This window comes from Mesorhizobium muleiense (assembly GCF_900099905.1).
Lineage (GTDB): Bacteria > Pseudomonadota > Alphaproteobacteria > Rhizobiales > Rhizobiaceae > Mesorhizobium > Mesorhizobium muleiense.
Map to the genome: position 1 here is coordinate 127,139 of NZ_FNEE01000010.1, position 23,572 is coordinate 150,710.

Here is a 23,572-nt window from a genome sequence, read left to right on the forward strand (position 1 = left end):
CATCGGGACAGACAGCACAGCGCATGGCGAACCGCAGAGACAGCCGCATCGAACCGAGCTTCGAGGGACCGCCACGGGCGAAATCCTCGGCCGGTTTTTCGGTGAGCGAGGAGGATCGCGTCGTGCCGAGCAACCGCAAAACCTCTGCAATGCGCCAATCGGCCAAGACAAAACCGTCGCGTCGAGGAAGCGGCAAAAGCCGGCGCGGCCTGTTCGGCGTGCTCGGCCGGTTGGCCTACTGGTGCTTCGTGCTGGCCATCTGGGGCGGCATCGCCGCCGCCGGCATCGTCGTCTATTACGGTGCGAAAATGCCGGCGGCCACAACCTGGGCCATCCCCGACCGGGCGCCCAATATCAGGATCGTCTCGGTCGACGGAAAACTGCTCGCCAATCGTGGCATGAGCGGCGGCGAAGCCGTCGGCCTGCATGAAATGTCGACCTATATTCCCGAGGCCGTCATCGCCATCGAAGATCGCCGCTTCTATTCGCATTTGGGCATCGACCCGATCGGTCTGTCCAGAGCCATGGTGGCCAACGTTGTCGGCGGGCGTTTTTCGCAGGGCGGCTCGACGCTGACCCAGCAATTGGCGAAAAACCTGTTCCTGACACCCGATCGCACGCTGGAACGCAAGGTGCAGGAAGTGCTTCTGGCGCTGTGGCTCGAGCACAAGCACACCAAGGACCAGATCCTCGAGATGTATCTCAACCGGGTCTATTTCGGCTCCGGCGCCTATGGTGTCGAAGCGGCCTCGCGCCGCTATTTCGGCAAGAGCGCGCGCGACGTCACGCTGCCCGAAGCCGCACTTCTCGCCGGCCTGTTGAAAGCGCCGTCGCGACTGTCTCCGGCGCGTGACCCGAAGGCCGCCGAGCGGCGCTCGCAGCTTGTTCTCGCCGCCATGCGCGACGAAGGCAAGATCAGCGCCAAGGAACTGACAACGGCGATGAGCGCGCCGGCGTCGCGGGTGGCATCCTACTGGACGGGTTCGGAAAACTACGTCGCCGACGCCATCGTGGAAGAACTGCCCGACCTGATCGGCGACGTGCGCGGCGACATCATCGTCGACGCCACCGTCGACCTGACGCTGCAGAAGCTCGCCGAACAATCGATCCGCCGACTGATCGACGGCAGCGGCAAAAAGCTCAATGCCAGCCAGGGCGTGCTGGTGTCGATCGACAATTCCGGCGCGGTACGCGCCATGGTCGGCGGCTATGATTATTCGACCAGCCAGTTCGATCGCGCCTCGGAGGCGCGCCGCCAGCCGGGCTCGGCGTTCAAGCCCTTTGTTTACATGGCGGCGCTGGAAGCCGGCCGCACGCCCGACAGCGTGCGCAATGACGCGCCGATCAAAATTGGCAAATGGACGCCCACCAATTACGGCGGCAAGTATTTCGGCAAGGTGACGCTGGCGACGGCGCTGGCGAAGTCGCTGAACTCGGTGGCCGCCCAGCTGACCATGGAAGTCGGGCCTGACGCGGTCGTCGAAGCGGCGCATCGCATGGGTGTCCAGTCCGACCTAACGGCCAACACCTCGATCGCGCTCGGCACGTCTGAAGTGACACCGCTGGAACTGACGTCGGCCTATGTCCCCTTCGCCAATGGCGGCTACCGGCCGGATGTCCATTTCATCCGCCGCGTGACGACAGCCGGCGGCAAGGTGCTCTACGACAACAATGGCGGCGCCCCGCGCGTCATCAAGCCCGAGATCGTCGGCATGATGAACTCTATGATGATGGGCACCGTTGAAATCGGCACTGCCAGGAAGGCGGCCTTTGCCTGGCCGGCCGCCGGCAAGACCGGCACCAGCCAGAATTCGCGCGACGCCTGGTTCATCGGCTATACCGCCAATCTCACCACCGGAGTCTGGTTCGGCAATGACGATGGCGGTCCGATGAAGAAGGTCACCGGCGGCGCGCTGCCGGCGCAGGCCTGGCATGAGTTCATGGTCGCCGCGCACGAAGGCGTGCCGGTGCGGCCGCTGCCTGGAACATGGAGGTCGACGCCTGCCGATACGATCGTGCAGGACGAATTACCGCCCAACACGGCGCAACCGGCGCCGGTGCCGTCCGCTTCGGTTGGCCAATCCGCGCCGACCGCTCAAAAAGCGTCGCCGCCTCGCGCCGTGCGCCCCGCCGAAACGGTCGATGCCGGCGGCTTCGGCATGCCGGGCGGTGGCGGCACCACCGCATCGATCAAGCGCCCGGTGCCGCCCGCCGATGTCGGCGGCCCGGTCAAGAAGCGGCAGACCTCGATCCTCGACATCCTCACCGGCGGCTGACCCCCTCGTCATCGCTGCCGTGTTCCGCTACATCTGCGGTTTAAGAGAGATCGTGAATGGCCGAGACCGACACCAGAAAGACCATCGTGCTGACCGGCGCCAGCCGCGGCATCGGCCACGCCACGGTTAAGCGCTTTTCGCGCGAAGGCTGGCGCGTCATCACCTGCTCGCGCCAGGCCTTTGCCGACGACTGCCCGTGGCCGGCCGGTCCGGAGGACCATATCAAGGTCGATCTCGCCGACCAGGAGGATGTCGGCATCGCGATCTCGGAGATCCGCCATCGGCTGGAAGCGCATGGCGGCCAGCTGCATGCGCTGGTCAACAATGCCGGCATCTCGCCGAAGCTCAAGGACGGCAACAGCCGCATGAATTCGATCGACACGCCGATGCATGTCTGGCGCGACGTGTTCCAGGTGAATTTCTTTGCGCCGATCATGCTGGCGCGGGGATTGTTCAGGGAATTGGCGTCGGCCAAAGGCTCGATCGTCAACGTCACTTCGATCGCCGGCACGCGCGTGCATCCCTTCGCCGGCACCGCTTATGCGACGTCGAAGGCGGCACTTGGCTCGCTGACGCGCGAAATGGCGCATGATTTCGGCCCGCACGGCATCCGCGTCAACGCCATCGCACCCGGCGAGATCGACACCGCGATCCTGTCACCGGGCACGGAAAAGATCGTCGAGACGATTCCGCTGCGGCGGCTGGGCACCACGGCGGAAGTCGCCGACATCATCTTCTTCCTTTGCTCGCAGCAGGCGTCCTATGTGACGGGCTCGGAAATCCACATCAATGGCGGCCAGCACGTGTGAGCTTTTTCACCCTTACCCTCTCTAGTTCTTCACGGGGAGAGGGTGAGGGGCGGCGCCGGCTTAGGCTGCTGAAGGCGCTTTCGGTGCTGCCAAAACCTCTTCCACGATCCCGCGCGCGATCTCGCGCTCACCCATGATGACCGTGTCGGCTCCGACCCCCTTGAGATGCTCGACCTCGGCATCGGAGTGGGCGCGGGCGATGACGTTGATCTTCGGGTTGGCGGCGCGGGCGCGCAGCACGATCTGTCCCGCCTCGAAGGCGTTGGGGATGGCGAGGATCAGCCGCTTCGCGCCCTCGGGATTGGCTGCGGCGAACACCTCGCTATTCGCGGCGTTGCCTGACACGGTTTCGATGCCGTCGTCCCTGAGCTTCGCCAGCGTCTTGTCGGCATCCTCGATGACGAGGAAGGGCAGGGCGGCCTTCTTCAAGGACGCGCCGACGAAGCTGCCGACACGGCCATAGCCGACCAGGATGGAGTGGCCGGTAAGCGCTGTCCTGGGCGGCGGGCCATCCTCTTTCACCGGTGCCGCAACCGAAGCCAACTGGCCTGGCTCCGTGGCGGGGCCGATCGGCTTCGCCTCGTCGAGCGACGCCGCCTTGCCGGCGCGCCTCTCCAGCCATGGTTTCATCCAGTCGACGGCAAGGAACATCAGCGGGTTGAGGACGATCGACAGGATAGCACCGGCGAGGATGAGGTCGCGTCCTTGTTCGGGCAGCAACTTCAGCCCGACGCCGAGCTCGGCCAGAATGAAGGAGAATTCGCCAATCTGGGCCAGGCTTGCCGAAATCATCAACGCGGTCGCGATCGGATAACGGAAGGCGACGACGATGACGAAGGCCGCCAGCGATTTGCCGATGACGATGATGGCCAGCGTCGCCAAGATCGGCCAGCCATTGCTGACCAGGCTGAACGGGTCGAACAGCATGCCGACCGAAACGAAGAACAGCACGGAAAAGGCGTCGCGCAGCGGCAGCGATTCCTCGGCCGCCCGATGGCTGAGTTCGGATTCGCTCATGATCATGCCGGCAAAGAATGCGCCCAGCGCCAGCGAGACGCCGAATAGCTTGGCCGCGCCGAAAGCGACCCCGAGCGCGATGGCCAGCACCGCCAGCCGGAACAATTCACGCGACCCGGTATGGGCGACGTAGTGCAGGATCCAGGGGATGACCCGGCGGCCGACCACCAGCATAACGACGACAAAGGCCGCGACCTTGGCCAACGTCATGCCGACGATACCCCAGACGCCGAAGCTCGCCGGCAGCGACAGCAGACTGCTATGGCTCTCCACTTGCTGCTGGCCACCCAGCACGCCGGCCAATGCCGGCAAAAGCACCAGCGCCAGCACCATGGCCAGATCCTCGACAATCAGCCAGCCGACGGCGATGCGGCCGCGCTCGGTCTCGATCAGCCGCCGCTCCTGCAAGGCACGCAGCAGCACCACGGTCGAGGCGACGGAAAGCGCCAGCCCGAACACCAGCCCCGCGCCCATCGACCAGCCGAGCATCCAGGCAAGGCCGGCGCCGAGCGCCGTCGCGAAGCCGATCTGCACGATGGCGCCGGGCACGGCGATGGCGCGGACCGACAACAAGTCCTTCAGCGAGAAATGCAGGCCGACGCCGAACATCAACAGGATCACGCCGATTTCGGCCAGTTCATTGGCGAGGCCGGTATCGGCGACGAAGCCCGGCGTGTTCGGCCCGACCAGGACGCCGGCGACGAGGTAGCCGACCAGCGGCGGGATGCGGAAGCGATTGGCAATTGCGCCGAAGACGAAAGCCAGCCCCAAACCGGCGACGATGGTGGCGATAAGCGGCGTGTCATGCGGCATTGTCTATGGAGCGCCTTTCAAAATTACGATGTCGGATATGCACCGCCCGAAGCAGCCGCCTTGCAATATGGCGGCCCGGATGGCCGCGAGGCAACCGCAAATGCCATGGAATATACGACAAGGGCCGGCAGAAGGTGGGGTTGGCAGAAGGCGGGCCGCCTCGGGCTGGCAATGGTTGCTGCTAAAAAGAAACCGCCTGCGCCTGATGCCCGATCAGGTGGCCTGCAGCAGGTTTTCGATGTCGACGATGGTGTGGTTGGTCAGCGTCTTGGGAATTTCCGCTGTGATTTTCCCGGCAACTTCCTTGTGCAGTTTTCGACGCATGTCACCCAGTACCTGCGGCGGTGCGATCAGCACCATCTCCTTGAAGGCGCCGCGATGCGCGAGCTTGTATAGGCGCTCGGCAACTTCGTCGGCGAAACGCTCCTTGCCGAGGCGATGCCAGTCAGTGTCCTCGACTGCGCTGCGGTGGACGGATGGGCCGTCGCTGTAGCGGCCAGGGCGGTCCGAACCTTGCTCTCGCGTCGCCGGATTTTCCTGTTCCATCTCCTGCACGACCTGAAGGTCGGGATACTGGGTGTCGCCACGGTTCTCGAGGAACAGTGCCTTCTCGCCGTCGGCGACCACGACCCACAGCCCGCGTTTCAACTTGAGGTTGTTCACCGGAGCGCTCCTTTTTCTGTTTTTCATGGTTTTCCAGGCCCGTCTCTGGAGCCATTGCCGCAGCTGGACAGCCAGGCTCGGATTCGCAGAGGAGCAAACGCGCGCCGAGGCAGGAATGTTCCGGTGACGACAAGCACGGCGAGCAAGCCAACCAGCGGGGATGACGGTGCTCAGAGCATGTCGGCTTTAATCTACTAGATTGGTAGAATTTAGAAAAAAGTGTTTTGTAATATACTTCGCTTGTCGCTAGAACGGCCGCAGATCAAGGCTCGCAACAGCGGCTTGGATCCGCTCCACTCGTGGGTGTGGAATTTTTTTCTCCTGCCTCTGGTGCTTGCGGAAAAGCGATTGCTTCGCACGAAGCGATGCGCGAGTGCGTTCCTTCTGTTTTTTCGCGCCCGCGCGTAAAACCGACAGCGTATTCAGGATTCCGCTCGCTATGCCGCAGGCCCCCGCCAAGCTCAACGCCTTTCCCGTCTTTATGCGGGTCGCTGGCGAAGCTGTGGCCATCGTCGGCGGCGGCGAGGAGGCTCTGGCCAAGGCGCGGCTGATCGGCCAGTCAAGCGCCGTCTTGCGCATCATAGCCGATGCCCCCGAGCATGATTTGCTGGCCTTCATCGCCGCGAATGGCGCCGTCCACATCGCTGCCGCCTATGAGGCCGCGCATCTCGAAGGCGCGGTGATGGTGTTTGCTGCCAGCGGCAACGAGGCGCTTGACCGCCGCGTTGCCGAGGATGCGCGCCGGCTGGGCATTCCGGTCAATGCCGTCGACCGGCCGGAGCTGTGCGATTTCTTCACCCCGGCGCTGGTCAACCGCGCGCCGGTCGCCATTGCCATCGGCACGGAAGGGGCCGGACCGGTGCTTGCCCAGATGCTGCGCAGCCGCATCGACCGCATGCTGTCGCCGTCGCTCGGGCCGCTTGCTTCGCTTGCTGCCTCGTTGCGCGGCACTGTTGAGAGATTGCTGCTGAAAGGCAATGCCCGCCGCCGCTTCTGGAGCGAGTTTTTCGGCGGCGCGCCGGCCCGCGCCATGGAGGCTGGCCAGCTTTCGCAGGCGCACGGTGCTGCCGTCGACCTGTTGCTTTCGAACGCGCCGGCATCGGGTCACATTGCCCTGGTTGGCGCGGGTCCCGGCGCCGAAGACCTGCTGACGCTGCGCGCCCACCGGCTGCTGATGGAAGCCGATGTCATCGTCCATGATGCGCTGGTGCCGGAGGCGATCGTCGCCATGGGCCGTCGCGACGCCGAGCGTCTGCCGGTAGGCAAACGCAAGGGCTGCCACACCAAGAGCCAGGCCGAGATCAATGCGCTGCTGATCGAGCTCGGCCGCGACGGCAAGCGCGTCGTGCGGCTGAAATCCGGCGATCCGCTGGTGTTCGGCCGGGCGGGCGAGGAAATGGCAGCGCTGCGCGATGCCGGCATCGCCTATGAGGTGGTTCCGGGCGTCACCGCGGCCTTCGCCGCCGCCGCCGATTTCGAGCTGCCGCTGACGCTGCGCGGCGTGTCGTCGTCGATGGTGTTCACCACCGGCCACGACCTCAAGGGAAATTCGCTGCCCGACTGGGCAAAGCTCGCCATTTCCGGCGCCACGGTCGCCGTCTATATGGGCCGCTCGGTCGCGGCCGAGGTTGCCGGCCGGCTGATCGAGGCCGGCCTGTCGCCGGATACTGCGGTCGCCGTGGTCGAGAATGCCAGCCTTGCCAACCGGCGCCGTTTCCACGGCACGCTCGCCGACCTGCCGTCGCTGGAGATTCGCGCCGACCTTACCGGTCCGGTCATGACCATCATCGGCGATGCGGTCGCCGGCGCCAACTTTGAACGTTCCGAGCCGCTGGCGGCACACAGGCATGAAGGCGCGGCCCAAACAGCCGCCGAAGGAGCTGAACGATGAAAGTCCTGACTGCAAACCGCCTCGCCGACGGCGAAGCCGTCTGGTACGCCAATGGCGGCTGGGCCGAGACCATCGACAATGCCGATGTCGCCTATGACAAGGCGGCTGAAGACCGGCTGGAGGCGATCGGCGCCACGGCCTCTGCCAACAATGAAGTGGTCGACGTCAATCTGATCGACGTGACCGTCGCCAATGGTGTCGTCGAGCCGGTCCGGCTGCGCGAAAAGATCCGCGCCGCCGGCCCGACCAACCGCAACGACCTGGGCAAGCAGGCCCGCCCGGTAGCCGCCCGGGCGGCGTAAACGACCACATTGAAGACAACGGGCGGACGCGCCCGGAAAGACCAGACATGTACCGTTACGATGAGTTCGATCACGATTTCGTCCAGGCCCGCGTCGCCGAGTTCAGCGATCAGGTCGCGCGGCGGCTTGCCGGCGAGATCACCGAGGATCAGTTCCGGCCGCTGCGGCTGATGAATGGCGTCTACCTGCAGTTGCACGCCTACATGCTGCGCATCGCGGTGCCTTACGGCACGCTGAACAGCAAGCAGTTGCGCATGCTTGGCCACATCGCCCGCAAATACGACAAGGGCTACGGCCATTTCACGACGCGCCAGAACATCCAGTTCAACTGGCCGGCGCTGTCGGACGTTCCGGCGATCCTGGCCGATCTGGCGAGCGTCGAGATGCACGCCATCCAGACCAGCGGCAACTGCATCCGCAACGTCACCGCCGACCACTTTGCCGGTGCCGCCGCCGACGAGGTGGCCGATCCGCGTCCTTATGCGGAAATCCTGCGCCAATGGTCGTCGGTGCATCCGGAATTCTCGTTCCTGCCGAGAAAATTCAAGATCGCGGTGACCGGCGCGGAGCGCGACCGCGCCGCCATCCAGACGCATGACATCGGCCTGCATTTGAAGAAGAACGCTGCCGGCGAACTCGGTTTCGCCGTCTATGTCGGCGGCGGCCAGGGCCGTACGCCGATGATCGCCAAGAAGATCCGCGACTTCCTGCCCGAGGCCGACCTTCTGTCCTATTGCACGGCGATCCTGCGCGTTTACAACCTCTACGGCCGCCGCGACAACAAATACAAGGCGCGCATCAAGATCCTCGTCCACGAGACCGGCGTCGAGGAGATCACCCGCCAGGTCGAGGCCGAATGGCAGGAGCTGAAGGATGCGGATCTAAAGCTGCCGGAAGCCGACATCCGCGCCATCGATGCCTATTTCGCACCACCGGCGCTGGCCGAACGGCCGGAAGGCGACGAGGCCGTCAAGCTCGCCCGCCTCGATTCGAAGAGCTTTTCGGAATGGCTCGACCAGAACGTGGTGACACACCGTCACCCCGATTATGCCGCCGTGACCATCTCGCTCAAGGCCATTGGCGAAGCGCCGGGCGATGCCTCCGACAGCCAGATGGAAGCGGTCGCCGACCTTGCCGAAAAATATGCTTTCGACGAGCTGCGCGTCAGCCATGAGCAGAACCTGATCCTGCCGCATGTCGCGCGGGCCGACCTCAAGGCGGTCTATGACGCGCTGGTCGACATCGGACTGGCGACCGCCAATTCCAACCTGATATCAGACATCATCTCGTGCCCGGGCCTCGACTATTGCGCGCTGGCCACGGCGCGCTCGATTCCGGTGGCGCAGGAAATCTCGCGTCGTTTCGCTTCGCTCGAGCGTCAGCGCGAGATCGGCGAATTGAAGCTGAAGATTTCCGGCTGCATCAATGCCTGCGGCCATCACCATGTCGGCCATATCGGCATCCTCGGCGTCGAGAAGAAGGGCGCCGAACTCTACCAGGTCACGCTCGGCGGCTCGGCCGACGAGAACACCTCGGTCGGCGAGATCATCGGCCGCGGCTTCAGCTCGGCAGAGATCACCGACGCCATCGAGCAAATCGTCGAGACCTATCTCGGCCTCCGGCTGGACAGAAACGAAAAATTCATCGACGCCTACCGCCGTGTCGGTCCCGCGCCGTTCAAGGAGGCGCTCTATGCTGGCGAAGCCAAGGCCGCTTGATCGTATCGTCGACGCCGAGGCCGGCATCGCCGCCGAAGCGGCGGGGCTCGATGCGCTCTATGGTCATCTCAAGCCGCTGGAGATCATCGAGCGGTCGGCCCGGGAATTCTTTCACGGTGAAATCGCCGCAGTTTCGTCGTTCGGGGCGGATTCTGCAGTGCTTCTGCACATGATCGCCAAGATCGACCGGACGCTGCCGGTCATCTTCCTCGACACCGGCAAGCACTTCGAGGAGACGCTCGGCTATCGCGACGCGCTGGTTGCCGATTTCGGGCTGACCGATATAAGGGTGATCACTCCCGAAGAAGCGGCGCTCGAACGGATCGATCCGACCGGTAATCTGAACGAAACCGACACCGACGCCTGCTGCGAGGTCCGCAAGGTCGAGCCGCTGGCGCGCGGCGTCGAGCCGTTCCGCGCCTGGTTCACCGGCCGCAAGCGTTTTCAGGCGACGACGCGAGCATCCCTGCCGGTGTTCGAAGCGGTCGGCTCGCGCATCCGCATCAATCCGCTGGCGCATTGGACGACATCAGACCAGGCCAACTATATGCGCGCGCATGCGCTGCGTGAGAATCCACTGGTCGCCTATGGCTATCTATCGATAGGCTGCTTCCCGTGCACGCAGCCGGTGCAGCCGGGCGAGGATGCACGCAGCGGCCGCTGGGTGGGGCACGCCAAGACAGAGTGCGGCATCCATTTGTCGGGGCTGGAGAAGTCGCTGACCGACGCATCGCTTTAGGGTATATTCAGGTGAGGCTGGCCTGCGAATGGCGGCACGTACCTAAAGTACGCTCCGCTCCGGTTCTCGGAAGCCACCATTCTCGGCTCGGCCTTACCTGAATCTCAACACACCCTCGAGCGTTTTGAACTTTGGAATTTTGTGGGCTTGGGAATTTCTCGATGAATGAATCGATAGCGGAAAACGCCACCCGCCTCTGGACCCCGACAGGTTTTAGCGAGGACGAGTGGAGCCATGCCGAGAGCGCCGACGCACTGTCCGGCAATGGCCGCTTCATCCTGCCACTGCAGGTGCTTCTCGACCTCGATCCGGCGGTGCGCCGGTCGGCGAAGGAGCGCCTCGGCGTGCTGCTTCAGCCCGGCGATCAGCTCGAAAAGATCGCGGACCTGCTCGACCAGATATCGCTGGTGGCGCTGGCCTTCCCGGCTTTCAGTGACGGCCGCTCCTTCTCCAAGGGCGAACTGCTGCGCAGCCGCTACCGTTTCGAGGGCGCGGTCCGCGCCACCGGACAGGTTCTGGTCGACCAGCTTCCGCATATGCTGCGCCTCGGCTTCGACGAGTTCGAAGTATCAAATCCAGTGTTGCTGAAACGGCTCGAGGAAGGCCGCACCGGCGGTCTGCCGCTGTCCTACCAGCCGACCGTGAAGCCGGAGGCCAAAGGCCCCAAATATTCCTGGCGGCGGGTGCGCACCGGTTGATCTCCCCCGACGGAGCGAGTCGCATCTGGTCGGACCACTTTGCCGATTCAATCTTTTATTTTCGGCATCCGCACCTTAAGATAAGGCCTATTATTTCGCGATCCGAAATAAATTCGCCACCAAGGGAGGAACCGGGAATGGCTGGTAAGAAGATATTGATGCTCGTTGGCGAGTTCAGCGAGGAATACGAGATTTTCGTCTTTGAACAGGCCATGCATGCGGTCGGCCACACCGTGCATGTCGTGTGTCCCGACAAGAAGGCAGGCGATATCCTGAAGACGTCGCTGCACGACTTCGAGGGTCACCAGACCTATACGGAAAAGCTCGGCCACGACTACATCCTCAACAAGACGTTTTCCGAGGTCAATCCGGCTGAATACGATGCCGTCTATGCGGCAGGCGGGCGCGGGCCGGAATATATCCGCATCGACAAGCGCGTGCAGGCGCTGGTGCGGCATTTCCACGAGACCGGCAAGCCGATATTCACCATTTGCCACGGCGCGCAGATCCTGATGGCGGTCGACGGCGTGCTGCGTGGCAGGGAAGTCGCGGCGCTGCAGTATTGCGAGCCGGAAGTCACGCTCGCTGGCGGCACCTACATCGATGTCGCGCCGACCGGCGCCCATGTCGACGGCAATCTGGTGTCGGCCAAGGGCTGGCCGGGGCTGGCCGCCTTCATGCGCGAATGCCTGAAAGTGCTTGGCACCGAGATCCGCCACGGCGAGATCCTGATGCGCGACGAACGCCAGGCGGCTTGAGCCACCATTATAAAAGCCGCCGTACCTGTGGTGCGGCGGCTTTACAGCGCCGCGCGTTCGTTTTTGGGATGTGCTTTATGCAGTCATCCGCGCTTCGCGAAACGATATCAGCTTGCTGCGGCTCTCATCCCACAGCGCCAGCTTGACGCAGCGCAGGCTGTCGAGAAGCGTGACGCGGCCAATTTCGCGCAGTTCCGGATAGTCCCTCAGGACCTCCTGCAGACGATAGCACGGCACCTTGGCGGAGAGGTGGTGCACGTGATGGACGCCGATATTGCCGGTGAACCAGTTCAGTACCGGCGGCAGGTCGTAATAGGACGAGCCGTGCAGGGCCGCATGCTGGAACTCCCATTCGGAGTCCTTTGCCCACTCTGTCTCTTCGAACTGGTGCTGGACATAGAACAGCCAGATGCCGGCGGACCCGGCGAGAACGACGATGGGCAAATGGACGACCAGGAACGCTTCGAGACCGACGAACCAGACAAGGGCGGCGGCGGCGACCGCGATGGCCGCGTTGGTGGCCATCGACGACACCCAGGGCGTGAGGCCGCCTCGCATCATGCCGACCGGCAGTCTCTGTTCAAAGATGAAAAGCCAAATGGGGCCGAGGCCGAACATGACGAGCGGATGGCGATAGAGACGATAGGCAAGGCGGCCCCGCCAGGACATTTGCCGATATTCCGCGACAGTCAGCGTCTTGATGTCGCCCGTGCCGCGCTCATCGAGATTGCCGGCGCTGGCATGATGGGTTGCGTGGGCACGCCGCCAGCAATCGTAAGGCGTCAAAGTCAGGATCCCCAGGCCGCGGCCGATCCAGTCGTCGGCGGTGCGGTTGGCGAAGAAGGAACCGTGGCCGCAATCGTGCTGGATCATGAAGATCCGCACCAGAAAGCCGGCGGCCGGAAGGATGAGGATCAGACCCCACCAATGGCCATAGGCATAGGCAGCCGAGGACAGTGCCCACAGCGTGGCAAAGGGGATGAGAGTGATGGCAAGTTCGACGGCGCTGCGCCGCCTGTCAGGTTTCTTGTAGCGCGCCAGGATCTTCAACCAGGCACGCTTGCTGTTCGCTACAGCTTCGGGGGAAATCATGTTCATCAGGAAGCATAGACGGACCATTTCGTCGCCGCAAGCCAGGCATCACGCAAAGTTACTGCGGGTAATTGTCGCGCGACGCGCAAGCTGCGGCAAAAGGCATGCCAATGGCGCGCAGCGACAGGCGTGTGTGTTGTCTATCGCCGGTTGCCACCGGCGGCTACGCTGCTTTCGATGCCGTCGAGGCGGTCAAGCAATTCCCTGAAACGATCGGGAATGTCGTTCTCCGTCCGGAACGCCGGCAACGCGCGCAGAAAGTGCATCGTTGCCTCCGTGCCGAACTGGCGCCTGATGCCGGCCGCCAGCCTTTCACGTCTTTCGTCATCGTTGGGGGCGCCATTCTTACGGTCGCCGTCGTTGCGGGTCGCCATCTCAAAATCCTGTGTCGGTTTCGAAACTCTTCCAGCAGACGAATGGTTCCCCCATCGCAGCATCTTGGCAAGCAAAGCCGGTGGTTACAGTAAAATTTGAATTAATATCGAAAGGTCTCCATGATGCGTCGTCAAAAGTGCGAGCGGCCTGTCCAGTATCGCTTGCCCCTTGATTTTTGGCCGCCAAACCTCGATATCGGGCACAAAATCCACATCATTTGAAATGACGGGAAACGGCGATGAGCGACCAGGCAAAAGACGAACGCGCGCCCGATGAAGCCGAGACGGCCGGGGCTGCCACCGAACACACGCAAGGCAGCGCCGACGGCGACTATGAAGCGCTTGTGCGGCTGCTGAAGGAAAACGACGAGTTGAAGGACCGCGCGCTCCGCGTCGCAGCCGAGATGGAGAATCTGCGCCGCCGTACCGCCCGTGACGTGCACGATGCACGCGCCTATGCGGTTGCCAATTTCGCCCGTGACATGCTGTCGGTATCGGACAATCTGCGCCGCGCACTGGATGCGATCCCGGCTGAGTCCAAGGCGTCAGGTGATGCCGGTTTGAAGTCACTGATCGAGGGCGTCGAACTCACCGAGCGCGCCATGCTATCGGCGCTCGAGCGGCACGGAGTGAAGAAGCTCGAGCCGGAAGGCGAGAAATTCGACCCGAATTTCCATCAGGCGATGTTCGAGGTGCCCAATCCGGAGGTGCCGGCCAACACGGTGGTCCAGGTCGTGCAGCCAGGCTATTCGATCGGTGAGCGGGTGTTGCGGCCGGCCATGGTCGGCGTTGCCAAGGGCGGTCCCAAGCATGTGGCAAGCGAAGCGCCGGTCGAGCCAGGGCCGGTGAATGAGCAAGCTGAGAAGGATGCGTAAGTTAAGGGAATAGGGCAGTAGGAGCAGTAGGGGCAGTAGGGTAAAGGAGCCGTACCAATCGTGCGGCTTCGTGCTATTCATACATCCCTATTCACCCGCTCTCCTACTCCGCTATGCCCTTGAACCCGATCGAGCTTCTCGACTATGCCGGTGTCGCCGTCTTCGCGGCGACCGGTGCGCTGGCCGCTTCGCGCAAGCAGCTCGACATCATCGGCTTTCTGTTCCTGGCCAGCGTCACCGGCATCGGCGGTGGCACGTTTCGTGACGTCATCCTCAATCTTCCGGTCTTCTGGGTTACCAACTCTGGCTATGTGCTGATCTGCGCGGTGGTGGCGATGCTTGTCTTTTTCGGGGCGCACCGTCTCGAATCCCGCTGGAAATTACTGCTCTGGCTCGACGCCGTCGGCCTCGCCGCGTTTTCGGTGATGGGTGCCGCCAAGGGCCTGGCCATCACCGGCTCGCCGGTCGTGTCCGTTGTTACCGGCGTGCTCACCGCCACGTTCGGCGGGATCTTGCGCGACCTGCTGGCCGGTGAGGCTTCGGTGCTCTTGAGACCAGAAATCTATGTCACCGCCGCCCTTGCGGGCGCCATCCTGTTTACAACAGGCGATCTCGCCGGACTGCCGCCGCTCGCCTCGGGCCTGGTGGGCTTCATAGCCGCTTTCTGCGTGCGTGGCGGCGCGCTTAAGTTCGGCTGGGCCTTTCCGTCCTACAAGAGCCGGCCCGGCCGGCGGCCGGAAGATATTCCGTGAAATGAGGCGAGTAGCGAATAGGGACAACGATCCGCAGCGAATTGGCGGAACTCTCGCTACTCGCTATTAGCTACTCATTGGAATTCAGGCGGCGAAGCGCTGGGCTTCCCCGCCATAATAGCTGACGTAGCGGGCGCCGATCTCCTTGACCGGCATCACCACGAACACGTCGACCGTCGAGAATTCGCGGTCGATGACGCAGCCGTCGCCGATGCGCGCGCCGACGCGCAGATAGCCCTTGACCAGCGGTGGCATCGCCGCGATCGCGGCCTTGGCGTTGACCGCCTCGATCGGCATCAAATCCATGGAACAGTAGCGGCCGGCGACGGCGCGCACGTCCCAGGCCGAATTCGTCCGGCAGTGATGGGCGAGATAGGTCAGCGCTTCGGCGTGTGCCGCCGGCACGGTGCCGGGGAACGAGGCGCAACCGGTCATCACGCCGATCCCATAATGGTTGATATAGGCCCAGATACCTTGCCAGAGCGCCTCGATGGTGCGCTTCGAGCGGTATTCCGGCAAGACGCAGGAGCGGCCGAGCTCGAGGAAACGCTGGCCGGGATGGCGGGCGATAAGATTGGTCAGCTCAAACTCGCCCTCGGAATAGAAGCCGCCGGCCGCTGCCGCGATCTCCTGCCGCAACAGGCGGTAGGTGCCGACAATGCGGCGATGCTCGGGACCGGACAGCGAGGTGTCGAAGACGAGCAGATGATCACAGAGCGGATCAAAATGGTCGGCGTCGCGGCGGTCCTGCACCTGAAACAGGGTTTTCCTGGCGCCGAGCTCGTCATAGAACACCCGGTAGCGCACTTCCTGCGCGGCTGCGATCTCGGCCTCGTTGCGTGCGAGCCGCACTTCGAGGTTGCCGATACGGCCAAGCGCTTCGCCTTTTATGACAGCATCGACGTTGCGCCCGGTGAGCAAAGCACCCCTGGCGTTCGGCCGAGCGTCACATTCCGGCATAACTGTATGCACGAGTGATTCTCCTTCGAGCCATCCCTCTTGGCACGGGGATACGGCGTAGGTGCAACAGGATTGTGACAGTACCGTGATACGGCCCTGCCGGCAATACTTCGTCGGCTGGTCAACTCTTCAACCGGCTATGTTCTGCAGGTAAGCCAGGCAAGGACAGCCGGCGGATCAAGCGGCCACGTGACCCTCGACCGCATGGACAAGCGCGTCGGGGTCGAGCGGCTTGGTGACGAAGCCGCTGGCGCCATGGGCGAGCACTGCGTGGCGGGTCGTTTCCTGACTGTCCGCCGACAGCACCATGATCGGAACCGGCGACACGGCGGTTTCCTCCTCGTGCCGGCGGATGGCGGCGATCGCGTCCAGCCCGTCCATGACAGGCATGTGCAGGTCCATCAGCACCACGTCGAAGCGGTACTTGTGGTCGGTGCCGGTGATGGCCTCGACGGCGGCCTTGCCGTTGCCGACCAGTTTCACGCGATGCCCGGCCTTTAGCAGCGTGGCACGGGCAAGCATGGCGTTGATGTCGTTATCCTCGGCGATCAGCACGGACAGGCCCCGCCGCCGGCCGCCAATGGCGCGGGCGGTTGGTGCGCCGCGCTTTTCCGGCTGCGGCTGGGTGAGGGCAGGCACGCTGCTGGTCAAAAGCACGCGAAGCAACGTTTCGCCACGCACCGGCCTTGCCAGAAAGGTGGCGTAGCCGCTGGCGCGGAACTCGCCCAGCATGCCGCGGTCGGTTGGCGCGATCAGTGTGATCGCCTCGCAATCGGCAAAGCCGCTCTGGCGAAGGCGCTTGAGCAACCTGCCGTCGCCTTCCTCCATGGCCGCATCGACCAAAAGCGCGTCGCAGCCTTCGGCGAAGGACGCTGCCTGGGCGGCGGTGGTGGCCAGATCGACCTTGCCGCCATTGGCGCGGATGGTGCGGGCGATGGCGTCGGCCTCGATGGCGTTCTTCGACAGGATCACGGCGCGCCGCCCTGACAGCGCATCCCGACGGCTCTGCGGCGGCTCGGTGGCCGATATTGCAGGGATTTCGAAGACGAATTCCGAACCCTGGCCGAGCTGGCTCGACACCGAGATCGTGCCGCCCATGGCGATCACCAGGCGCCTGGAGATGGCAAGACCGAGCCCGGCGCCGCCATGCGCGCGAGTCGACGTGCCGTCAGCCTGTTCGAATTCCTCGAAGATGCGCTCCAGGTCGTCCTCGTGCAGGCCGGGACCGGTGTCGGTGACGGTGAAGCCTATGCGGTCGGTGGTTTCGGTGCGGGCACGAGCGATGCTCACCAACACGCCGCCGCTGTCGGTGAACTTGATGGCGTTGCCGATGAGGTTGAGCAGCACCTGCCTGACCCTTCCAGGATCGGCTGATATCATCTGCGGCACGTCGGGTTCGACATGGCAGCCAAGGCCGATGTTCTTGGCGAAGGCACGCGCCGCCAGGAGTTCTACGATGTTGTCGGCGATCTCGCGCACCGACATTGGCTGCGGTTCGGGATCGAAGCGGCCGGCCTCGATCTTGGAATAGTCGAGCAGGTCCTCGATCAGCGCCAGCAGCGCGCTGGCCGAGGTCGAGATGGCGCCGACATAGGTCCGTTGTTGCGGCGAGAGCCCGGTGTCCGCCAGCAGCTTGGCCATGCCCATGATGCCGTTCATCGGCGTGCGGATCTCGTGGCTGACGGTGGCGAGGAAGCGCGATTTGGCCTGGCTTGCATATTCGGCTCGCTCGCGGGCGGTGATCAGCGACGTTTCGGCGTGCTTGCGGGCGGTAATGTCGCGGGCGATGGCGCGATGCGAGACAGCGCCGCTCTCCTTGTCGCGCACGGACAGTTCGATCCATGAGAACCAGCGCGGGCCGCTCGGTGTTCTAATGGCGACGTCGGTGGAGCTCAGGCATTCATGGTCGGAAAAAGCGGCATCGGGAACTATGCCGACGTCAATGCCGAGGTCGGCCAGGGCCTTGCCGGCAAGGTCGCGCTGGTCGGCTCCGACAAGCTCGGCGAAAACCTTGTTGGCATAGACGATGTGGGCGTCACGGTCGCGATGGACGACGAGATCGCCAAGCGCGTCGATCAGCCCGCGAAAGCGTTCCTCGCTCTCCTGCATCTCCCACACGCGGTCGGCCAGGCTCTCAACCTCGGCGCGGCTGCGCGCTGCGGTCTCGCCAAGCAGCGCAACCGTGCGGCGCGCCGTGCGCCTGGCACGCAGATGCACGGCAAGGCCTGCCATGCCAGTCGACAAAAGCCCGACGGTGATGAAGATCGGCGCGCCGGTCAGATGCGACAGGCCCGCCAGCACGACGATGGCGACGAGCATCAGGAACGGCAGGCCTTCGCGATTGGCGGCGGGCAATTCAGGCGCCAGTGGCGGCGCCGCGATATGCTGCCGGCTTGGCGCCTCCGGGCCGATCCCGTCGACGTTTTCGGCGCTCTCTGTTTCTCTGATGCCGGATTCCGTGACCATGCGGAAACCCTTGCCAGACAGAGATTATGGAAAATTACCGCGGATCGTTCGAATTTTAGCGGTCGCGCGGTTTTTTCCTCTCCGCTCCTGAAGCGCGTCGCGTTTGGCCGGCCTCATGCGAGGCGCTTCACCGCTGCACACCCTGGGTCATGCTTTTGCTCGACATGCATTAAAAACCGCTCACATGTCCACCACCACGCGACCGCGGACCTTGCCCTCGACGATATCGTGCGCGGCGTCGATGATGCCATCGAAGCCAATGGTCGTGGACAGGTTGGCGAGCTTCTGGAGGTCGAGGTCCGTGCCGATCCGGCGCCACGCCTCCATGCGGACCGTTTTTGGCGCCATCACCGAATCGATGCCGAGGAGACAAACGCCGCGCAGGATGAACGGGGCGACGCTCGTCGGCAGATCCATGCCGCCGGCCAGGCCGCAGGCGGCGACGGCGCCGCCATAGGAGGTCATCGAAAGGACGTTGGCCAGGGTGTGACTGCCGACCGCGTCGACGCCGCCGGCCCAGCGTTCCTTGGCGAGCGGCTTTGCAGGCTGGGCAAGCTCGTCGCGCGAAATCACCTCCGAAGCACCCAGGTCGGTCAGGTAGGAACTTTCAGCGCTGCGGCCGGTCGAGGCGACGACGTGATAGCCGAGGCTGGACAGAATCGAAACCGCGACCGAGCCGACGCCGCCGGCCGCGCCCGTCACCACGACGGGGCCGCGTTCCGGCACGATGCCGTGCCGTTCCAGCGCGATAACGCAAAGCATGGCGGTGTAACCTGCCGTGCCGACCGCCATCGCATCATGCGGGCTCATGCCCTGGGGCAGCGGCACCAGCCAGTCGCCCTTGACACGGGCGCGCTCGGCATAGGCGCCAAAATGCGTCTCGCCGACGCCCCAGCCGTTCAATATGACCTTGTCCCCCGTGCGCCAGTCGGCATGGGAGGACGAGATGACGGTGCCGGCGAAATCAATGCCCGGCACCAGCGGCCAGCGGCGGATCACCGGCGCCTTGCCGGATATGGCGAGGCCGTCCTTGTAGTTCACCGTCGTCGCCTCGACGGCGACGGTGACATCGCCTTCCATCAGGTCGGCTTCAGTAAGGTCGGTGATCGCGACCGACTGCTTCTTCTCGGCGTCGCGCGAAACGAGGATGGCTTTGAAGGTTTCGGGCATGTCTTCTCCTCGGGCTTCTTGAATGGGACACTGTATGGCGGCAGAAGGCCAGGTCAATCGCTTGAGGGCTTGGCCTCACGCCGCCAACCAATGAGTTCGTCGAGGACGACCACCACCGCGCCGACCGCGATGAAGGCGTCGGCGAGGTTGAAGATGGCGAAGGACCATATTGGGGTGTGAAACAGGATGTAGTCGATCACGTGGCCATAGGTAACGCGGTCGAACAGATTGCCGAGCGCGCCGCCGACGATCAGCGCAAAGCCGATGCGGGTAAGCACGTGGCCGGGCGGAGTGCGGGCCGCGAGATAGAGCACGAAAGCGACGACGAAAGCGGCGATGACCACCAGGCCGGTGTCACCGAAGGACGAAAACATCGAGAAGGCGATGCCGGTGTTGTAGGTGCGATACAATGCCAGGAACGGGACAAGATCGACCTTTTCCTGAAAAGGGAGGCCGGTCTCGACCAGATATTTCACCCACTGGTCGAGCGTCACCGCGGCGGCGACCAGCACGACGTAGGGCACCCAGGATTTTGCCGTTGGGGATTTCACCGTTCGGGATGTCACGGTCAGGCGCCCTCCGCGGCAAGTTTCAGCGCGCCGCGCCGGATCTCGAACAGCATGATGCCGGTGGCCACAGCGAGATTGAGCGAATCGGCCCGACCGGACTGTGGAATCCGCAGCAATCTGTCGCAGCTTTCGGCCAGGCTTTCGGGCAGGCCCTGCTGTTCGTTGCCCATCATCAGCAGCACCGGGCCTTTGGAAAAGTCGACCGAACGGTAATCGACCGCACCCTTCAGATGTGTGCCGGCAACCAGGCCAGGAAAGCTTTTTCGCCACGCAAGGAAGGCTTCCGGCGTCGCTTTGGCCACCGGCACGGCGAAGATCGAGCCCATCGTGGCGCGGACGGTCTCGACGGAAAAAGGATCGGTGGTCTCGCCGACCAGGATGATGCCCTTGGCGCCAACGGCATCGACGGTGCGGATGACGGTACCGAGATTGCCGGGGTCGCGCACGCGGTCCAGCGCCACCCAGACGTCGCCGTCTTGAGCGCGGATGTCCTTCAGCGGCAGGAACTTTTGCGAAAAGACGCCGACCACCATTTGCGGGTTGTCGCGGCGGGTGATGGCGACGAGCACTTTTTCCGAAACTTCGAGCACGGTGCCGCCGGCGGCAACCGTGCGTGCCGCGACCTTTTCGACCGCCGCGTTGCCGCGTCCGGCTTTGGCGAAGACCAGTGTCCGGATCGACCAGCCGAGGTCGAGCGCGTCGATGACCAGCTTCAGCCCCTCGGCCATGAATGCGTTCTGCTGGTCGCGGTATTTCTTCAGCGAGAGCGCCTTGATGTCCTTGATCAACGGATTGGCAAGGCTGGTGACTTCCTTCACCTGCCCTGGCGCGCCGGCGTGCCGCTCGCTCATTCAGGCCACCCAGCGCGAGAACAGCGAGGTGGACAGCGCCCGGCCGGCGGATTTCTCGCGGATAATCAGTTCGCCGGATTCGACCGTGCCGCCCATGCCGGCAAAAGTGTCGCGCATCAAGGCATGGATGGCGAAGAAGGAAGCGCGGATCGAATAGGCGGTCAGCACGACAGCGAGCGGCTTCGGCGTCAGGATCGAGCGGCAGAGGTCGGTCAGAGCCGGCAGATCCTCGAACAATTGCCAGACCTCGCCCCTGGGGCCACGGCCATAGGCGGGCGGATCGAACAGGACGATGTCGTAACGGCTGCCTCGGCGCTCCTCGCGCTCGGCGAATTTTAGGGCGTCGTCGACGATCCAACGGATCGGCTTTTGCGACAGGCCCGCCATCTCCTGGTTCTCCCTGGCCCAGCCGATCGCCTTCTTGGAAGCATCGACATGGGTGACCTCGGCGCCGGCGCGCGCCGCCACCAGCGAGGCAAGGCCGGTATAGCCGAACAGATTCAGCACTTTGACCGGCCGCTTCGCCGCCGCGATCAGCCCGGCCATGTGATCCCAGTGCGAGGCCTGCTCGGGGAACACGCCGACATGGCGAAACGAGGTGAAGCGGCCGAGATAATCGATGCCGTCATGCTTCATTGGCCAGGTTTCGCCGAGCGGCGTCCTGGGGAAACGCCAGCGGCCGATGCCTTCCTCGTCGGTGTCGCCGGTGAAAATGGCGTCGGCGCGGTCCCAGTCTTTGGCCGGCAACGCTTTTTGCCAGATCGCCTGGCCTTCAGGCCGAACGATGCGATAGGGGCCGTACTGCTCGAGCTTCTGTCCGGCACCGCTGTCGAGCAACGCGTAGTCGGCGTTGGGCGCGACTTCGAGGATCAGCGGCAGGTGTTCGGCGGGCAGGGCGCCGTCGCGGCGGGAAAGGACGCGCGGCGCGGCTATCGGCTCGGTGCGGTTGCCCGATGCGCCGGTTCCGCGCGGTTCCGCCCCGCCCTTTGCGAGCTGATGCGAGCGGCTGTCGCGGCGTTTGTCGCGAAAAGGTTTCAAGAAGCGCATCTCCGGGCCGACGTGGCCCGCTTCTGCCACAGCACATTCACCGGCGCAACAAACGCAGTCGCCGGACATTTCCGAAACGGTCAGCCGCGCCTGATGAAGAGCAGGGCGGCAACCAGCGATACGAAGCCGACGGCCTTGAAGCCGGCGACGATCATATGGCCGGTTTCCCAACGCAGCCGGATCGCTTCGAAATTCTCCGGAATCGGCCCAGGCACCCAGGTGGCCAGAATATCGTTCGCCGGCTTGACGAGAGCAAACCACATCGCAAGAGACACCGCATAGATCACGGCAGCGGCCAACGCATACCAGAACGCCGGTCGGTCATTGCGCAGCATCCAAGCGAGCAGTCCCGGACAGCCGATCGCGGCCAGGTCCAGTGGCGCGCCAATGACGGCAAACAGCTGGAACTGGGCGTTGAAGACAGTGGCCTCGCGCCAGAGCGAAGGCGACCACTTCGTCAGCCGAGGAGCCGATTCCAGGACATGGGCGAAGGACGGTCCAAGGCTGAGCGCCGCGACAACGGCGGCCAAGATGGACCAGAACAACAGGAACCCGCGTATCTCCATAACGCCCGAACAACGGGGTGACGCCGGAGACGTTCCGAAGGGAAGGGAGTAGGGGAGTAGGGGAGTAGGGGAGTAGGGGAGTAGGGGAGTAGGGATAAAGCAGCAAGTGAATAGGGAAAGTATGGCTTGCACGAAGCCGATCCAATGGTACGACTCCCCTACTCCCCTACTCCCCTACTCCCCTACTCCCCTACTCCCCTGACTTCCCCATCGCCTTGTACACCGCAATGCCGGCGGCGAGGTCTTCGAGGGCTGCGCCGACCGATTTGAACAGCGTGATCTCACCGGGGCTCTGCCGGCCCTTCTTCTGGTCGCGTGCCAATTCATGCAGGTCGGCGACGATGGCTTGCGCCTCCAGCACGCCCGAGGCCAGTGGCTGGACGATGTCGCCCGCCTCCTTGGTGGCGCCGGCCCGGGTGTCGACGTAGACGCGGGCGCGCGCAATCGCATCGTCGTCGCTTTCGCGCATGGCCGGGGTGAAGCCGCCGACCAGATCGACATGGGTCCCCGGCTTCAACAGCGCGCCCTTGATCAGCGGCGTGGTCGTGATCGTCGCCGACGAAACGATGTCGGCCTGGCCGAGTTCGGCGTCGAGATCGCTCGCGGCGGTGGCCGCAAAGCCCTCGGCGCGCAATTCCGCCGCAACCTTTTCTGCATTGGCGGGCGTGCGGTTCCAGATGCGGATGACGGTGATCGGCCGCACCGCGCAATGCGCCCTGGCGAGGAACGGCGACAGCGCGCCGGCGCCGACCACCAGCAGCCGCGAAGCGTCCTCGCGGGCCAGATAGGAGGCTGCCAGCGCCGAGGCGCAGGCCGTGCGCCACTGCGTCAGGCGCTGGCCGTCGATCATGGCTTCAGGCTCGCCGGTCGTACCGTCGAGCAGGAGGTAAAGCCCCATCACCGCGGGTTTGCCCACGGCGTTGTTGTCGGGCGACACGGTGACGATCTTGACGCCGATATGGCCGCCTGCCGACGAGCCGACGGCATTGAAGTCGGTCCAGGCCGGCATCAGGAGCAGGGTCGAGGCCGCGCCGTCGGGCCGTTCGACCGTATGGTGGTGCCTGACCGGCTGTACCGCGCCATCGCGAAAAGCCGCGCGCAGCGTTTCGACCAGGCCGGGAAAGGTCAGCGCCTGATCGACCTCGGCCGCCGAAATGCTCAGCATG

At 64.1% G+C, this 23,572-nt stretch carries 22 protein-coding genes; 10 read left to right on the forward strand and 12 right to left on the reverse strand.

Annotated elements, in window-relative coordinates:
* Positions 1-23 precede the first annotated feature (23 nt).
* Both BLT09_RS18820 and BLT09_RS18825 read left to right on the forward strand, forming a co-directional pair.
* Positions 24-2,276: a transglycosylase domain-containing protein gene (locus BLT09_RS18820; protein WP_091595673.1), complete on the forward strand. Its 2,253-nt coding sequence runs from the start codon at positions 24-26 to the stop codon at positions 2,274-2,276.
* 56 nt (positions 2,277-2,332) lie between these two features.
* Positions 2,333-3,085, forward strand: coding sequence for an SDR family NAD(P)-dependent oxidoreductase (locus BLT09_RS18825; protein WP_065010150.1), 753 nt, complete (start codon positions 2,333-2,335; stop codon positions 3,083-3,085).
* A 60-nt stretch (positions 3,086-3,145) separates the two neighbouring features.
* On the opposite strand, the gene ybaL is transcribed toward BLT09_RS18825, so the two are convergent.
* Both ybaL and BLT09_RS18835 read right to left on the reverse strand, forming a co-directional pair.
* Positions 3,146-4,915 carry a YbaL family putative K(+) efflux transporter gene (gene ybaL, locus BLT09_RS18830; RefSeq protein WP_091595545.1) on the reverse strand — a complete coding sequence of 590 codons (1,770 nt, stop codon included), beginning with the start codon at positions 4,913-4,915 and terminating at the stop codon, positions 3,146-3,148.
* 213 nt (positions 4,916-5,128) lie between these two features.
* On the reverse strand, positions 5,129-5,578 hold the full coding sequence (locus BLT09_RS18835; protein ID WP_091595675.1) for a baeRF12 domain-containing protein: 450 nt from the start codon (positions 5,576-5,578) through the stop codon (positions 5,129-5,131).
* A 439-nt stretch (positions 5,579-6,017) separates the two neighbouring features.
* Between BLT09_RS18835 and cysG the strand changes: the two genes are divergently transcribed.
* The 6 genes from cysG (at position 6,018) to BLT09_RS18865 (ending at position 11,684) form a co-directional block, all read left to right on the forward strand.
* Complete coding sequence (gene cysG / locus BLT09_RS18840) at positions 6,018-7,469, forward strand: siroheme synthase CysG (RefSeq protein WP_091595547.1); 1,452 nt, start codon at positions 6,018-6,020, stop codon at positions 7,467-7,469.
* The gene (locus BLT09_RS18845; protein ID WP_023797424.1) at positions 7,466-7,771 is read left to right on the forward strand and encodes a DUF2849 domain-containing protein; all 306 of its coding nucleotides are present in this window, start codon (positions 7,466-7,468) and stop codon (positions 7,769-7,771) included. The genes cysG and BLT09_RS18845 overlap by 4 nt, the downstream gene beginning before the upstream one ends.
* A 47-nt stretch (positions 7,772-7,818) precedes the next feature.
* Positions 7,819-9,489, forward strand: a complete 1,671-nt coding sequence (locus BLT09_RS18850; RefSeq protein WP_091595549.1) for a nitrite/sulfite reductase — start codon at positions 7,819-7,821, stop codon at positions 9,487-9,489.
* Positions 9,464-10,228, forward strand: coding sequence for a phosphoadenylyl-sulfate reductase (locus BLT09_RS18855; RefSeq protein WP_091595551.1), 765 nt, complete (start codon positions 9,464-9,466; stop codon positions 10,226-10,228). Before BLT09_RS18850 ends, BLT09_RS18855 begins: the two co-directional genes overlap by 26 nt.
* A gap of 161 nt (positions 10,229-10,389) precedes the next feature.
* Positions 10,390-10,926 (forward strand): DUF934 domain-containing protein, encoded by a 537-nt coding sequence (locus BLT09_RS18860; protein ID WP_091595553.1) that lies wholly within the window; start codon positions 10,390-10,392, stop codon positions 10,924-10,926.
* A gap of 137 nt (positions 10,927-11,063) precedes the next feature.
* Positions 11,064-11,684: a DJ-1/PfpI family protein gene (locus BLT09_RS18865; protein ID WP_027153074.1), complete on the forward strand. Its 621-nt coding sequence runs from the start codon at positions 11,064-11,066 to the stop codon at positions 11,682-11,684.
* Between the two features lie 75 nt (positions 11,685-11,759).
* Here the strand turns inward: BLT09_RS18865 and BLT09_RS18870 are convergent, their stop codons facing one another.
* A complete protein-coding gene (locus BLT09_RS18870; RefSeq protein WP_091595555.1) occupies positions 11,760-12,782 on the reverse strand; it encodes a fatty acid desaturase in 1,023 nt (340 codons plus the stop codon).
* Between the two features lie 134 nt (positions 12,783-12,916).
* Positions 12,917-13,150, reverse strand: a complete 234-nt coding sequence (locus BLT09_RS18875; protein ID WP_023797430.1) for a hypothetical protein — start codon at positions 13,148-13,150, stop codon at positions 12,917-12,919.
* Between the two features lie 239 nt (positions 13,151-13,389).
* On the opposite strand from BLT09_RS18875, the gene grpE reads away from it, so the two are divergent.
* Both grpE and BLT09_RS18885 read left to right on the forward strand, forming a co-directional pair.
* Positions 13,390-14,025, forward strand: coding sequence for a nucleotide exchange factor GrpE (gene grpE, locus BLT09_RS18880; protein WP_091595557.1), 636 nt, complete (start codon positions 13,390-13,392; stop codon positions 14,023-14,025).
* A gap of 119 nt (positions 14,026-14,144) precedes the next feature.
* Positions 14,145-14,777 (forward strand): trimeric intracellular cation channel family protein, encoded by a 633-nt coding sequence (locus BLT09_RS18885; protein ID WP_023797432.1) that lies wholly within the window; start codon positions 14,145-14,147, stop codon positions 14,775-14,777.
* A gap of 84 nt (positions 14,778-14,861) precedes the next feature.
* On the opposite strand, the gene olsB is transcribed toward BLT09_RS18885, so the two are convergent.
* From olsB to lhpI, 8 genes are all read right to left on the reverse strand, one after another.
* Positions 14,862-15,737: a l-ornithine N(alpha)-acyltransferase gene (gene olsB, locus BLT09_RS18890; protein ID WP_167366477.1), complete on the reverse strand. Its 876-nt coding sequence runs from the start codon at positions 15,735-15,737 to the stop codon at positions 14,862-14,864.
* Positions 15,738-15,914: 177 nt separating this feature from the next.
* On the reverse strand, positions 15,915-18,203 hold the full coding sequence (locus BLT09_RS18895) for a PAS domain-containing hybrid sensor histidine kinase/response regulator (RefSeq protein ID WP_091595561.1): 2,289 nt from the start codon (positions 18,201-18,203) through the stop codon (positions 15,915-15,917).
* A gap of 180 nt (positions 18,204-18,383) precedes the next feature.
* Positions 18,384-19,373: an acrylyl-CoA reductase (NADPH) gene (gene acuI, locus BLT09_RS18900; RefSeq protein WP_027153069.1), complete on the reverse strand. Its 990-nt coding sequence runs from the start codon at positions 19,371-19,373 to the stop codon at positions 18,384-18,386.
* Between the two features lie 53 nt (positions 19,374-19,426).
* Positions 19,427-19,939, reverse strand: a complete 513-nt coding sequence (gene lspA, locus BLT09_RS18905) for a signal peptidase II (protein WP_236473443.1) — start codon at positions 19,937-19,939, stop codon at positions 19,427-19,429.
* A gap of 2 nt (positions 19,940-19,941) precedes the next feature.
* Positions 19,942-20,793, reverse strand: a complete 852-nt coding sequence (locus BLT09_RS18910; protein WP_091595565.1) for a TrmH family RNA methyltransferase — start codon at positions 20,791-20,793, stop codon at positions 19,942-19,944.
* Positions 20,794-21,831 (reverse strand): RsmD family RNA methyltransferase, encoded by a 1,038-nt coding sequence (locus BLT09_RS18915; RefSeq protein WP_091595677.1) that lies wholly within the window; start codon positions 21,829-21,831, stop codon positions 20,794-20,796.
* A gap of 89 nt (positions 21,832-21,920) precedes the next feature.
* Positions 21,921-22,406: a DUF1772 domain-containing protein gene (locus BLT09_RS18920; RefSeq protein ID WP_091595567.1), complete on the reverse strand. Its 486-nt coding sequence runs from the start codon at positions 22,404-22,406 to the stop codon at positions 21,921-21,923.
* A 190-nt stretch (positions 22,407-22,596) separates the two neighbouring features.
* Positions 22,597-23,571, reverse strand: a complete 975-nt coding sequence (lhpI, locus tag BLT09_RS18925; RefSeq protein WP_091595678.1) for a bifunctional Delta(1)-pyrroline-2-carboxylate/Delta(1)-piperideine-2-carboxylate reductase — start codon at positions 23,569-23,571, stop codon at positions 22,597-22,599.
* Position 23,572: the final 1 nt, after the last annotated feature.